Origin of the sequence: Methylocystis sp. (assembly GCF_051062815.1) — a bacterium.
Classification (GTDB): domain Bacteria; phylum Pseudomonadota; class Alphaproteobacteria; order Rhizobiales; family Beijerinckiaceae; genus Methylocystis.
Window position 1 is genome coordinate 85,353 of record NZ_JBPFDU010000075.1, and the last position, 13,604, is coordinate 98,956.

A 13,604-nucleotide genomic window follows, 5' to 3' on the forward strand; every position below is an offset into this window, starting at 1 on the left:
CTAGCTCCTCGCCTCTCTGTCGCGCAGCAAGCCATTGAGGATTGGCCCCAAAGCCTGCAAGGAGCGCGGAGAGACAATGTCCGTGTGGGCGCAGTCCAGGTCGACGACGTTGAGCTGGCCCACATAGGGACGCCAGGTCTCCTGGACGTCCATTCCCGGCGGCAAGGTCCGCCTCGCTACGAATAGCGTTACCGCTCCGGGATAGCGCGCCGTCCTCGCAGTGGAGAGTAGACGCACTGAATCTTTGTAGTTCCTCATGATATTGCCGAACATCTCGGCCTTCTCCTTCGCCAAGGCCGAGTCGAGAGCATCCTTGGAGGCGTTCATGAACAGCGCGCGCTCCTTCTCGATCTCGCGCTCTTCGTCTTCCGTCGGCGGTCTGCTCCAGTCCTGAATTTCTGGCGGATAGGTGTCGAGCAATCCGAGGAATTCGACCACGTCGCCTTCTTCAACGAGTCGCGCAGCGATGGCCTGCGCCACCACGCCGCCGAGCGAATAGCCGAGCAGCCGATAAGGCCCGCGAGGCTGAATTTTGCGGATCGTTTCGAGATGTCTCTTGCAGACCTCATCCATCGTATCGCAGACGGCGATGACTCCGTTCGGCCGCGGCGACTGGAGTCCGATCACGGGGCAATCGCTTTGGAGATAGCGGGTGAGGACGCTGAACTGCCACGAAAAGCCTGACGCGGGGTGAATACAGATCAGCGGCGCGCCGGCGCCTGAGCGCAGATGCAGCACTTCGCCAAAACCGGCCTTGCGCTCTTCGCCCGCCTGTTCGTCGAAGAGCTCGCGCGCAAGCCGCTCGACGCTCGAACTGACGATGACTTCGCCGACGGAAACAGGCGTCTTGAATTCCGTCTCCAACTCCGCGGCAAGCTGCATAGCGAGCAAGGAATGTCCGCCGAGCGCAAAGAAATCATCGTCGGCGTTGACCTCATCGATTCCAAGAACGCGCGCGAATATTTCTGAAAGAGTCGTTTCAATTCCCGGAAGCGGCTTGCGGCCTTGGCGATGAAGCGCACTTCCCGGCGCCGGCAACGCCTTCCTGTCCAATTTTCCGCTGGCGTTCAGCGGAAATTCCTTCAGGCAGATGACCGCTGTTGGAGTCATATGGCCTGGCAGACACCGCGACAGCGCGCTGCGCAACGCCTCGCCATCAAGCTCCGTATCTCTTGATGGAACGACATAGCCGATCAACTGACGCTCATCGGCGCCGCCGCCGACTCGTTCGCCCGTCGCTCTTGCTATGACTGCGGCTTGCGCGACGCCGGGCTGCTCCAGCAGCAAGCTTTCGATTTCGCCGAGTTCGATCCGCTGACCGCGGATCTTGATCTGGTCGTCGGCGCGACCGAGATATTCAACCGTCCCATTCGCGAGCCAGCGGACGACATCGCCTGTGCGATACATTCTCTCGCCGTCCGCAAAAGGATCGGCGACGAAACGACTGGCCGTGAGCGACGGACGGCCGAGGTAACCATCGGCAAGTTGAACGCCCGAAAGATAAAGTTCGCCCGCGACTCCGACCGGCGTCGGCCGCAGCCAGCCGTCGAGAACCCGCAAGGCGGTGTTCCACACAGGCTTGCCAATTGGAACGCTGGCCGCTTCCGCAGCCTCGTCTGCGCCGACTCCGCAGGCTTGTTGATAGGTGACGTCGACAGCCGCCTCTGTTGGACCGTAGAGATTATGCAGCGGCGCGCCGAACAGCGTCTCGTATGACCGGACCAATTCTTTTGACAGCGCTTCGCCGCTGCAGAAGACGAGACGCAAACTGCTGGAGTCCACCACATGGCCGGACTCGGATTTGGCCGTCGCGACGAAGGTCGCGAGCATTGATGGAACGAAATGGATCACGCTGACCCGGTGGTCCTGAATGAGCCGAAGCAGCTCGCGTGGATCGCGATGCGCTTCGGGCGGCGCGACGACGAGACGCGCGCCCGTGATCAGCGGCCAAAAGAACTCCCATACCGACACATCGAAGCTGCTTGGCGTCTTCTGCAAAATGACGTCGTCAGAAGTCAATCGGTACTCATCCTGCATCCAGCGCAAACGATTGACGATCGCCTTGTGAGAGACCGTCACGCCCTTAGGACGACCCGTCGAGCCGGAAGTATAGATGACATAGGCTGCATCTTCGGGGCTTGGACGGATTACGCTCTTCAAGCTGTCTTCGTTCGGACCATCCAACAGCTCATCATAGACGAGCGATGCGCCCAATTGCTCGAAGCGCTCCTGCAGATCACGCGTCGTGACGATGAGGCGAGGTCGAGCGTCTTGCATCATGTACGCAAGACGTTCTTCCGGATAGCTGGTGTCGAGCGGCAGATAGGCGGCGCCCGCTTCTTGCGCGGCCATCAGCGCGATGACGAGTCGAACAGAACGCGGCAGCGCAATCGCGACGATATCGCCGGTCGTGACGCCGGTGGCCGCGAAGTTGCGCGCGAGCCCCGTCACTTGCCGCCGAACCTCGCGGTAGGACAGCGCATGATCGCCGTCGTCCAGCGCTATGGCGTCCGGCGTACACTGCGCCTGGTCCGCCAGCAGCTCGCACAGGGTGCTCGGATGATTATTCACCTTCGTCGCATTGACGCGATCGAACAAATCTCGCTCCTCGGGGAGCAAAACGTTCATCGCAGAGAGCGGCGCGTCGGGGCGGTCGACGATCTGTTCCAGCAGTCGCGTCACACGGCGGGCAATGCGCTCCGGCTCCTTGACGCCTTCACGATATTCGAGCCGCAGCTCCAGTTCGCGGCCCGGCAGAACCATCAGCGTCAGAGGATAATGCGTATAGCCGCGGTTGCGGGCGCCAACGCATCGCAGACCGCCGAAGTCCGCCGCGAACAGATTCGCGTCTTCCGGATAATTTTCCACCACGAGCAATGTGTCGAAGAGGATGGGAACACCGCACAGCCGCTGGATTTCGCCAAGGCCAACGCCGTCATGCTCCAGCAGCCGAATTTGTCGTTGCTGTACATTGGCTAGCTGCTCGAGCAGCGGCTGATCCGGGCGCAGCCGCAAGCGGACCGGCAGCGTGTTGGTAAAGAGTCCGATATGCGCTTCGACGCCTTCGATCGCCTCGGAGCGGCCCGACATTGGCGATCCGAAGACGACATCGTTGCGACCCGTCATTGTTGCAAGGAATGCGCCCCACACGCCTTGCATCAGCGTGTTGAGCGTCAGGCCGCGGCTGCGGCGCAGCGCCTCGAGCTCTTCCATGAGTCCGGGCCGAAGACGAAGCGGCAGCTCATGAATGACTCCGAAGTCTTTTGTGCCTTCAAACAAAAACGTCGGCGCGACGCCCTGCAGCGACTCTCTCCAAGCGTGACGCGCCGGGACCGGATCGCGGCTTGTGAGGCGACGCACGACTGTCGGATAGTCCGGCATGAGATCCGGCAACGCATAACCTGCATAGGCGCCGAGCAGCTCTCGCAGCATGATCGTTGAAGACCAGCCGTCGCCGATCAAATGATGCGAACAGATGAGCAGAACATGCCTGTCGGCGGCAAGGCGCACGAGCGTCGCCTGCGCCATCATCCGCTCCTGCGTCTCGGCGCCAAGAAAATCCCGATCGAGTTCCGCCCGCTCGAGACGATCAAGTTCGGCGAACTGCTGCTCTTCATCGCATGCGTCGAGTTTACAACGCTTCCATGGCCAGTGACGTAGACTGGAACCCTCATCGAGCAGCGGAAGGATTTGCAACGCCGCCCCCTGTTGAACATCGAAGACCGCGGCCAACTGGGGGTGACGGCGGAGCAGCGTCTCCAGCGCATCCTTGAGTCTTTCGACGTCAAGCGGACCTGCGAAATCAAAGCGGGAGATAGCGTTGTAGCGGCTGGCTTGCTCGCCGAGCCGGGCATGGAACAGTAGTCCTTCTTGTAACGGCAATGCAGGCAATACGGCGGCGATTGGACCGTAACGCTCGCGCAACGCATCTAGCTCCGCCTCGCTGATTTCGTTGGACTCAAGAGTTGCCACGGACGGCGTGGGCGCTTGCGACTCGAGCGCCTGAGCCATGCGGGCGACGCTTCGGCATTCGAAGATGTCTCGCGGCCGCAACAGAGCGCCGCGCCGACGCAGCGCCGCGCAAAGGCCTATCGCGAAAATGCTGTCGCCGCCGAGAAGAAAAAAATCATCATCGGCGCCGACGTGGTCCACGCGCAAGATGCCCGCGATAAGTTCGGCCAGCATCGCTTCGCGTCCAGGAAGCGGCTGACGGCTTTTTGATTGAGCCGCCTCGGACGGATCGGGCAAAGCCTTCCGATCGAGCTTGCCATTGGCGCTCAGTGGAAATTCTTCCAAAACCATGATCGCAACCGGCGTCATATAGGCCGGAAGGCGCTTCCCCAGCCCCGCGCGGAGCGCTTCGCCGTCGAGTTCGTCGCCGGGCGCTCCGGGCGTGACATAGCCGATCAATTGGCGCGCATCGGAAGCGAGCGCCGACGCCTCTCCGCCGCCAAGAATTCGCGCGATAACCGCCGCATGCCCGACGCCGGGCTGATCCCGCAAAGCGCTTTCGATTTCGCCAAGCTCGATTCTCTGACCGCGAATTTTAAGCTGATCGTCGCTACGACCAAGATAATCGACAGTTCCGTCAGGCAGCCAGCGCGCGATGTCGCCAGTGCGATACATGCGTTCGCCATTGGCTTCGGGGTCGGCGATGAACCGGCTGGCGGTCAGCGAAGCGCGGCGCCAATAGCCTTGCGCAAGTTGCGCCCCCGTTAGATAGAGATCGCCAGCGACGCCGATCGGCACGGGGCGCAAGCGCGCGTCCAATATGCGCAAGCACGTGTTCCACAAAGGCCGCCCGATCGGCACGCCCGGTCCCCGCGCCGACGCGAGCGCCTGCCCGAACGCGGGTTGATACGTCACCTCGACCGTCGCTTCGGTCGGTCCGTAAACATTATGAAGGGGGGCGTGAAACAGGCTCTCGAAAGCTTCAGCGAGTTCCTTCGACAGGGCCTCGCCAATACAAAACACTGCGCGCAGGCTCACAGCGTCACGCGCGGCGTTCGCCGTCGTCCGAACGCCGGCGACAAAGGCGGCAAGCAGCGACGGTACGAAATTCATCGTCGTGACCCGATAGTCACGGATGACCTGAAGCAGCGCTTCCGGATCGCGGTCGACTTCTTCCGGCGCCATCACGAGACGCGCGCCGCATGTCAGTGGCCAGAAGAACTCGCCGACCGAAACATCGAAGCTGCACGGGGTCTTCTGCAAAACAACGTCATCGGCGGTCAGCGAATATTCGTCTTGAAGCCAGTACAGGAGATTGACGACCGCGCCGTGAGAGACCACGACGCCCTTCGGCTTCCCGGTGCTGCCTGACGTGTAAATGATATAGGCCGGGTGGTCGGGCGTGAGCGTCGTCTTTGGCGCTGAGGGATATTCTTCGACGCCGGGGGCAAGCTCATCGAAGATCAGAACCGGCCCCATCTTTTCGAAGCGGCTTCGCAGATTCTCACAGGTGATGATCAAGCGCGGCGCTGCGTCCTCGACCATATAGGCCAGTCGCTCGTCGGGATAATTGATGTCGAGAGGCAGGTATGCGGCGCCTTTTTCAATTACCGCCAAGATCGCAAGGCTCAAATGAACGGAACGGGGAAGCGCCACGGCGACATGGTCCTCGGCGACCACCCCCGCGTCTGCAAGCATTCGCGCAAGTCGAGAGACCTCGCGTCGAACCTCTTGATAGGTGAACGTATGGTCGGCATCAACGAGCGCTATAGCGTTTGGCGTCTTTGCAGCCTGGGCGGCGAACATGTCGCATAATGTCAGCCGTGGAACATCTTTCGCTGTGTCGTTCGCCGCCGCCATCAGCGCGCGCTCGCCTTCGGTCAAGAGCGGCGCCGCGCCGATCGCGAGCTTCGGATCTTCCGCGAGGCGCTCCACGAGGCAGGCGAGCCGCTTCGCGTGCAGTTCCAGATCCTGCTCGTCGTAACGATCGCAATTCGCGACGAGATCGATCGTCAGTCTGCCGTCGTCGACATAAAGATCGACTTCCACGTCTTCGACGGGGCCCGACGCCAGCTGATGCGTCACGCCCGCGACGCCATCGAAATCGAGCCGATAATCGAACATCTTGAGATTGAGCATCGGCCCGTAGAGAGATTGATCAGAACCGACCAACCCAAGATCTCGCCGCAGCTGTTCGGCTTCGTAGCGTTGGCGCCGCCGCACCGCCCTCAGTTCCAAGGCAAGCGCGGTCGCCGCCTCCGACAACAACATCGAGGGTACGATGCTCAATTGTACAGGCAGGACGTTGACGACAGGACCTGCGGCGAAGAGCGCAATGGATCCCATGCGTCGCATGAAAGGCATGCCGACCGTCAATCGCGTCGCGCCGCTCATCCGATGCAGATACGCAAAGACGGCCGCCATCGCCATTTCGACGCCGGAGACGCGAACCGCGGCGCCTTGCGTCTCGAACGCCGTCATAACGTCTGGCGGAAGAGATATTCTGCGCCGCAGCGGCAAGGACACAGCCCCGGCCTGGGGAGTCCTCGCGCTCGGCTGCGACAATGCGATCGGGGCCGGCAGATTTTGGGCATGGTCCAGCCAAAAAAATCGGTCTGCTTCCTGCGCCTTAGAGCCCTCGTAGGACCGATATTCTTCGACAATTTCGGCGAAGGAGGTGAAAGGCGAATCCCCTAAAGGCTTTCGGCGCCTTAGCGCCGTATAGATCTCAGCGATGCGCCGCGCGATGGCCGCAAAGCTGAAACCATCGACCATCATATGGTGGTATCGCTGATACCAGAACCAACGCTCGCCGTTCGAAGTTTCGCCGAGACGAATCAGCGCGTGCCGATAGAGTAACGCGTCGCCATCCAATGGCAGATCCGCCGCCAGATCGGCGCGCATGAAGGCAAGCGCTGCGGCCTCCGGATCAGGTTCTTCGCTAACGTCAACGACATCCGGATCGGGCGACTCCCCAGCGTTTCGGCGTTGAGGAATGATTTGCGAGAGCCGCCCCTCGGACTCGATAAACCGGGCATGAACTGTATCAGCCTCAGAAAGTCCGATGCGAATGGCCAGGCGGAAAGATTCGACATCCACGGCGCCCTTCAACTCTACGTATTGCGCGACGATGAAGGCGTTTCGCGCTGGGGAAACTTGGTCCCCCATCCAGATGCCCGGCTGCGCGGCAATGAGCGGGAGCTCAAGCGCGATCGGCGAGGAAGGTCGCAAAGGCGGAGCAAGAAGCACTTGTCGTTCCCCTCGAAAGAAAGGCTGCCTACGAAGTCATTCGGTTAACGCGAACGGGAAGCGTCACGAAGCGACTGCGGGCGCATGTCCGTCCAATGCTCATCGACGAATTTTACGCAGTCGTTCCGATCGCTCGGACCGAAGAGCCGTCGCCAGCCTGCGGGCTCCGGGGCGAATGTCGGCCAGAGACTGTGCTGGCCCTGGGAATTGACCAGCACGAGAAACGTAAGGCTTTCGTCGTCGAATGGGTTTGGCTGCGCGTCGTTCACACATTCACTCCGTCGCGTTTGTAATTGCTAATCTTGAGGCGTCCGAGCGAGACGCCGTTGCGCCAGCTGGCGCCGCACGATTGTCGGCGAGCAGAAGGGACAGTCCGTCAAGCAACCCGCCACGCCAGCAGAGCGGATCGTGCCCGCCCGAATAGACGCGATAGTGGGCGTCGTGCCCTGCATCGATGAGAGTCCGATGAACGCGGTCGCTGGCGATGCGAATGATTTTCTCAAATCTTCCAGCCTCAAGAAAGACGCGAAGACGGGTAGCGCTGCTCTTGCTGCGCTCGATCAAATCGGCGACGACGTCTCGCGCATGGCCGCGCGTGTCAGGAACGTGCGGCCGCAGCTCCCCCCGCGCATAGCCTCCCGGCCACCAGAACGAGCCAGATTGGCTGAGCACGCAACCGAAGCATTCTGGCGAGCGAAGTCCGGCGAAAAGCGCCGCGAGTCCGCCAAAACTCTGTCCCGCGATGACTGTCTTGCTCGGATCGTGGCCGTACGGCGCGAGGCCTGCCACGATTGGCAATAGCTCCCGCTGAACGGCCTCCAGAAAAGCCTCGTCACACGCGAGCTCGCGACGACGCATGTCTGCATTGAGAGAATCGATGAGCACATAGATGCTGGGCGGGAGCAAGTCGGCGCGCGTGGCATGGTCCAGGGCTGAGAAGACCGGCATGGCTTCGGCCCAATATTGGCCGTCGAGGAGCACGACGAGAGGAAGCTCTCTTTCTTTGGGCGTAGCGCCCGTGCGATAAATCCAAACACGGCGGCTGTTGCGCAGCCGAGCGCTGTTCCATTCCATTCGATGCAGGCGGCTCTGATCGGCCGCGAGGTGGCGCTTGCGGTCGACGTCTCGCCATGCCGTTTGCATTGGCGCCTGTGGAAGATGTGCGGCGGACAACGGCTGTCCGCGCAGGCCGACATGGCAAAGGTTGGGGTTCAACGAATCGGTCTGAGCGAACTTCAGCGCTGCGCGCCACCAATCCTTCGGCGAAATTTCGCCGTCAGCGCCGCGCGCGCGATGGAGATGGCTGTCATCGAGAGGGATGAAGCAATAGCTTCCCCGCCATTCAGCCTCTACCTCGAATGACCAATGCCAGACATCCGTTCCGGCGATCCGCTCCAAAGAGGCGGGTTCATTGCTATGATGATCAGTGACTGAGCAGATATCGATATAGACGGATCGAATCCTTGAGGTCGTCGCATCGCCTTTAGGATCACGCCACAAGAACAAGACGCGCGCCCGGTCCCCGCCTATCGCCTGGACAATTGGACACCCTTCGATGGCGACCCGACGCCACCAGCGATCGGAACCCACGTCTTGGCCGAAGCGGCCTTTCAACAATTGCTCGCAACGCGTCGTCATCGCGCCGCCTCCTGCATTTGCCGGTGGGAAGCGGCCCAAACGCTGTCGGCGGGCCCATATTCCACGCGATGGGCAGCGGAGCGCGCCATCCAGACGAAACATAAGGCCGCGGAGAGCGCGACGATGTCGACGCCGAGCGCGGCCATGCTCGCCGAACCTTGCATGCCGAGCGCAGGCGATGCCCAACTGAACAGTGAGGTGAAAGGAATTGCTGCGGCGGCTATCGCGGCAAGCCAGAGAAGCTCAACGCTGGCCGCGGCCGCTCCCCTGAGCAACGACCAAAGGACGCTCGCAAGGAACACGGCGTAATAAACGCCATTGTGCCACACATCGATGTTCGCGACGCGGCCGTTCAACCATTTCGCCGCCACGATCGTGATGGAGATCGCGCAGATCGCGCCGAGACAAACGCCGACCGTCGCGGCGGACATCAGCCGCGTCGATGTCTTCTGATTTACGGGCCCGCCGTTTCGCCGTTCAGTTCGCCGGCGAGACTCAATCCAAAGCAAATTGCCGGAGTAGAAGAGGAAAGCGCCCGCGATGCCGAGCAGAAAATAGCAGACACGCACGACATCGCCGCCGAAGGTGGCGAAATGCAGGGCGAAAAACGTCGCCACGACGCCCGTCCAAGCTCCCTCTCTGCCTGGAAAATAATCCGTGTTCACAATCTCGCCCGTGACCGGACTGATGACCGCAAACCCCTTTCCTCTCGTCATATAACGGGCGTCATGCCCCCAAACCTGAACCGAGGCGCCACGAAGCCCAGCGTTTCGGTAACGCATCTCGTCGGGGACGAAACCCGGCGACGCCGCCTTCACTCGCTCAAGGAGCGTGTTGACGGGCAGCATGGGCGCGGGTCGCTCGTCCTTCTTGATAGAGTTGAAGGGGTTGCTCGCGGCCATGATCGACTTCAGACGGCCGTCATAGACGACATAGTCGAGCGTGTCGTACAGCGGCTCGTGCAGGCAGAATACGACCGCGCTCAGCGCGATGACGATGTGGAACGGCAGGCTGACGATGCCTACGACATTATGCGCGTCGAGCCACATGCGCTTGAGATTGGGGCTTATCCGCAGGGCGAAGAGATCCTTAACGAGCGAAGGCAGAACGATGATCAAGCCCGACACAAGCGCGACGGCATAGACGGCGCTCACGACGCCCATGATGATCTCGCCGATGTCATTGGCGCCTGGAATGCCAGCGGTTCGGTGAATGTTGTCGACGAAGTCGGCAAGACTCGAGCGATATGACTGCGCAAGGCGCAAGTCGCCTTCGGGAGAGAGCTCCGCCGACCACGGCGTCCTGTCGTCCTTGCCTTTCCGCCATGTGAGGCGCGCCCAAAGATCTTCGGTATCGGTCAGATAAAGTGTGAATTCCTTCGCTGCGTCGGGCCGAGCGGCAAGCGTGTGCGCGATCAATTCATCCGATCGGGCAAGGGCGGTGAGGCGGGCGGGAGCGGGGGATGACACCCAGCGCGCGAGCGGCTCGGCGAACACCGTGATGGAGCCGGCGTAGAAGGCGATGAACAGAAACATCCCGGCTGTGATGCCTGTCCACGTATGAACAACCTTATAGAGTCGAACAACGTCGCTGCGCATCGTGCGTTGTCCTAATTAGCGAAGGAGAAGGCGGCAGGCGAATAGGCCGGCGTACGCTAGTAGATTTACGCCGCCCAGCCAGAGCCAGGCGCGTATACCGCTCGAAAAGAAGAAACACAGGCTCAGCGTCGTCAGCCAGATCGGCGCGATAAGCCACATCACGAGCTGAAATTTATTTGGAGTCGTCGGTCCGCCGGGACTGAGCCACGCAAAGAGGCCCGCAAGCGCGATCGCGAGGCTGAAGCCCAGAATGGCGCCGGCCGAGGTTTTGCTAACCCAATCGCGTCGGATCTGACTCATGGCGCGTTCCTGATGAAGGTTCGCAGCGCCCCCAGGCACGGGAAAGCGATGAACAGGAGCATGACCAGGGCGAGCGTCCCGAAAATCGCGGTTGAAAGCTGTACCGTCTGACTCCACAGAAAAACGCCGAGAAGCAGCAACGCCGCGCCAGCGACGCCGCTCCACAACCCAGGCAGCGGCCGCGACAGCCAGCGCTGGTTCTGCGCGCCGAGATAGAGGCTGGCGGCGCCCGTCGCGATGGCCACGCAGGCGGCGCATTGAATAGCTGCGGGCGAGAGGTTCAACGTCCGCTCCCTATCCTTAGAAGTTGAACGTCGTCGACAGGAGGACAGTGCGCGGCGCGTCCAGCGTGGCGTAACCGTCGTTGTACGCTCCGGACCAATAGCTATGGTCGAACAGATTGTTCACATTCGCCCGCATCGTCATATCCACGCCGTATATCTTCGTCGCATAGCGAAGCCCCGCGTCGAAACGCGTCCATTCAGGAATTCGGTAATAGTTCAACGAGTCGACATAGAGGGCGCTCGTATAGATGACGCGGCCTTCCACGGTCACCCCGACCAGATAGGGGAGGTCCCATTCGCCATAGAGGTTCGCCTGCCATCTCGGAATGCCGAAGGCGTTCTTTCCGGTGGTCTTTCCGTCCGCGCTCTGAGTGATGACGCCAATCATATAAGAGACGCCGCCGAGCACGCGGACGCCTGGGATCGGCTCGCCAAAGACGTTCCACTCGATGCCCTGGTTGCGTTGTTGGACGGGCTTGTAACTGAGCAGGCCGCCCGTAGTCACGGTGGAAAGAGTCGGCTGCGTAATCTCGTAGAAGCTCAGGGTATTCGCGAGAATGCCCAAATCGAGCTTCGCGCCGGTTTCGATCTGCTTGGAGACGAAGGGCGGGTACGTCTCATTGTAATTGGTTGCGAGCGGATTGGTGACTCGCAACCCCTGACTGAGGCCCTCGATATAGTTGGCGTAAAGCGACAGGCGGTTGTCGAATGGCTTGACGATCAGCGCGAAGGCCGGCGAGAGGCGATGGCTGTCATAGGAGTTGGTCTGAAAGCCGGTATTAGCCTGGAACGTCTTGGTCATCACCCGCTGGCTGCGCAGGCCGCCGATGAGCTGGATGCGTTCGTCGAAGGCCGAGATGGTGTCGGCGAAAGCGAGGCTCGCGAGGTAGGTTTCTCCCGTCTTCCTTGGATCGGTCTCGAAATACGGCTGCCCCCAACGGAACGCAGTATTCGGAACGACCGGCGGCGGCGGCGCCTGAGGCGGCACGACGGGCACATAAATGTTGGAGCTGTATGGCGAGATAGCTCCGAATTCGGAACTGCTGCTGAATTTCAGCGCCGAGGCGCTCAGCACGAATTGATGGCGCAGCGGTCCCGTGTCCAACTGCCCGCGAATGCCGCCCTGCGTCGACAGCGTATTGGTATAGCCGCGCAGATTGACGATTCGGGCTCTGGAGTAGTTGCCGAGCAGGTTCACGCCCATCGCCTGGGTTCCATTTGTGAAGCCGAAGTTTCGGCTGTCCAAAAAGCCGATGCCGGCGAACACGGTGACATTCTTGGCGACGTCAAGCTCGCCGCGCGCGACGACGGCTGCATTCTCGAAGCGCGCGTTGGAGCCGATGAAGAGATTCTTGCTTGAATGAGGCGCGGCGGCGACGCCGACGCCCGTGAAGCTCGCCATGAACGCGCTGCCGTTCTTGAAAATTTCCTGGGTATGATAGGCGTCAATCGACAGCCTGACGCGCTCTTCACGGAAATCGAGCGCCAGCGCGTTCAGGCCCCGCACTTTCCACTGCTCGTCGAGCGCGGTCCCGCCGCTGCGATAAACGCCGTTGTAGCGAATGCCGAACTGATTGTGGTCGCCGCCGCGCCGGCCGACGTCGATATGCGTGCCGAACTGAGAACTGGATGTGTAATCCGTGCTGACGCTGGTGATCGGCGCGTCGCCGGCATGTTTGGTGACGAGGTTGATCGAGCCGCCGACCGCGCCGAACGGCGCCATGCCGTTGAGCAGCGCGCCCGGCCCCTTGAGCACTTCGACGCGCTCCAGGAATTCGGTCGGCACATGGCCGTCAGGCGAGAGACCATACATGCCGTTGAGCGCGAGCTCGCTGCCGAGCACCGGAAATCCGCGAATTCTGAAATTCTCGCGAATGTGCCCGGCCGACGTGGCCATGCGGACCGACGGATCGTTCTCCAAGACCTGCTGCAAGGTGCGCGCCTGCTGGTTTTCGATCAGCGCCGACGTGTAGCTCGTCATATTGAACGGCGTATCCATGAAATCGCGATTGCCGAGCATGCCGAGCCGGCCGCCGCGAGCGACCTCGCCTCCGGCATAGGCCGGTGGAAGATTGCCGATTTCGCCCGTTGGCGGAGACGGTGCAACGCCGCTTGCGCCGGAGAGGAGTGGAGGACCGACCTGCGGGGCGGCGGAAGTCGCGCCGTGCGGCGTCGAAGCCACGTGCGGTCTCGGGCCGCTCGGATGAACGCTGCTCGCCCGTGCGCTCGACGCGACGGGACGTTGCGTTTGTTGCCGGGGTTTGGCTTGCGGCTTTTCGCGCGGCGCATCCACGGTCACCGGAGGCAATGTTTGCGAGGCGTTCTGCGCCAGGGCCGATGCGACTTCGAGCGCGATCACGACCGGCGCGCCGAGACTACATACAAGCAGGGATTTTTTCCCGATCGCCGAGATGTCCAGGCAGGAACTTCTGGAATGTTTCTTGGTCATTCTTCCGCCTCTACTATTGTGCAGCGCGATGCCTCGCTTTGTATGCTGCACATAGCTCGAATATTTTTTTTTCGTCAATTATGTAACCGTCATTTCGGAAGTATTTTAAGCGCCATGTGACATATGTACCATATA

Annotated in this window: 7 protein-coding genes; all 7 read right to left on the reverse strand. The window is 61.2% G+C overall.

Annotation, left to right across the window (positions count from 1 at the left end; genetic code table 11):
• The 7 genes from ACR65W_RS14145 to ACR65W_RS14175 are packed head-to-tail and all read right to left on the reverse strand — an operon-like array spanning window position 1 to window position 13,469.
• Window positions 1-7,200 (reverse strand): amino acid adenylation domain-containing protein, encoded by a 7,200-nt coding sequence (locus ACR65W_RS14145; protein ID WP_434501239.1) that lies wholly within the window; start codon window positions 7,198-7,200, stop codon window positions 1-3.
• A 44-nt stretch (window positions 7,201-7,244) separates the two neighbouring features.
• Entirely contained in the window at window positions 7,245-7,469 is a 225-nt protein-coding gene (locus tag ACR65W_RS14150) for an MbtH family protein (RefSeq protein ID WP_434501240.1), read from the reverse strand.
• A 4-nt stretch (window positions 7,470-7,473) separates the two neighbouring features.
• Entirely contained in the window at window positions 7,474-8,838 is a 1,365-nt protein-coding gene (fes, locus tag ACR65W_RS14155; RefSeq protein WP_434501241.1) for an enterochelin esterase, read from the reverse strand.
• A complete protein-coding gene (locus ACR65W_RS14160) occupies window positions 8,835-10,436 on the reverse strand; it encodes a PepSY-associated TM helix domain-containing protein (RefSeq protein WP_434501242.1) in 1,602 nt (533 codons plus the stop codon). The genes fes and ACR65W_RS14160 overlap by 4 nt, the downstream gene beginning before the upstream one ends.
• 15 nt (window positions 10,437-10,451) lie before the next feature.
• Window positions 10,452-10,736: a hypothetical protein gene (locus tag ACR65W_RS14165; protein ID WP_434501243.1), complete on the reverse strand. Its 285-nt coding sequence runs from the start codon at window positions 10,734-10,736 to the stop codon at window positions 10,452-10,454.
• On the reverse strand, window positions 10,733-11,020 hold the full coding sequence (locus tag ACR65W_RS14170) for a hypothetical protein (protein ID WP_434501244.1): 288 nt from the start codon (window positions 11,018-11,020) through the stop codon (window positions 10,733-10,735). Before ACR65W_RS14170 ends, ACR65W_RS14165 begins: the two co-directional genes overlap by 4 nt.
• A 16-nt stretch (window positions 11,021-11,036) precedes the next feature.
• Window positions 11,037-13,469: a TonB-dependent siderophore receptor gene (locus tag ACR65W_RS14175; protein WP_434501245.1), complete on the reverse strand. Its 2,433-nt coding sequence runs from the start codon at window positions 13,467-13,469 to the stop codon at window positions 11,037-11,039.
• Window positions 13,470-13,604 lie beyond the last annotated feature (135 nt).

Coding starts and splice junctions, on each gene's coding strand:
- fes (WP_434501241.1), bottom strand. CDS start 8,838: ATGACGACGCGTTGCGAGCAATTGTTGAAAGGCCGCTTCGGCCAAGAC.
- ACR65W_RS14160 (WP_434501242.1), bottom strand. CDS start 10,436: ATGCGCAGCGACGTTGTTCGACTCTATAAGGTTGTTCATACGTGGACA.
- ACR65W_RS14165 (WP_434501243.1), bottom strand. CDS start 10,736: ATGAGTCAGATCCGACGCGATTGGGTTAGCAAAACCTCGGCCGGCGCC.
- ACR65W_RS14175 (WP_434501245.1), bottom strand. CDS start 13,469: ATGACCAAGAAACATTCCAGAAGTTCCTGCCTGGACATCTCGGCGATC.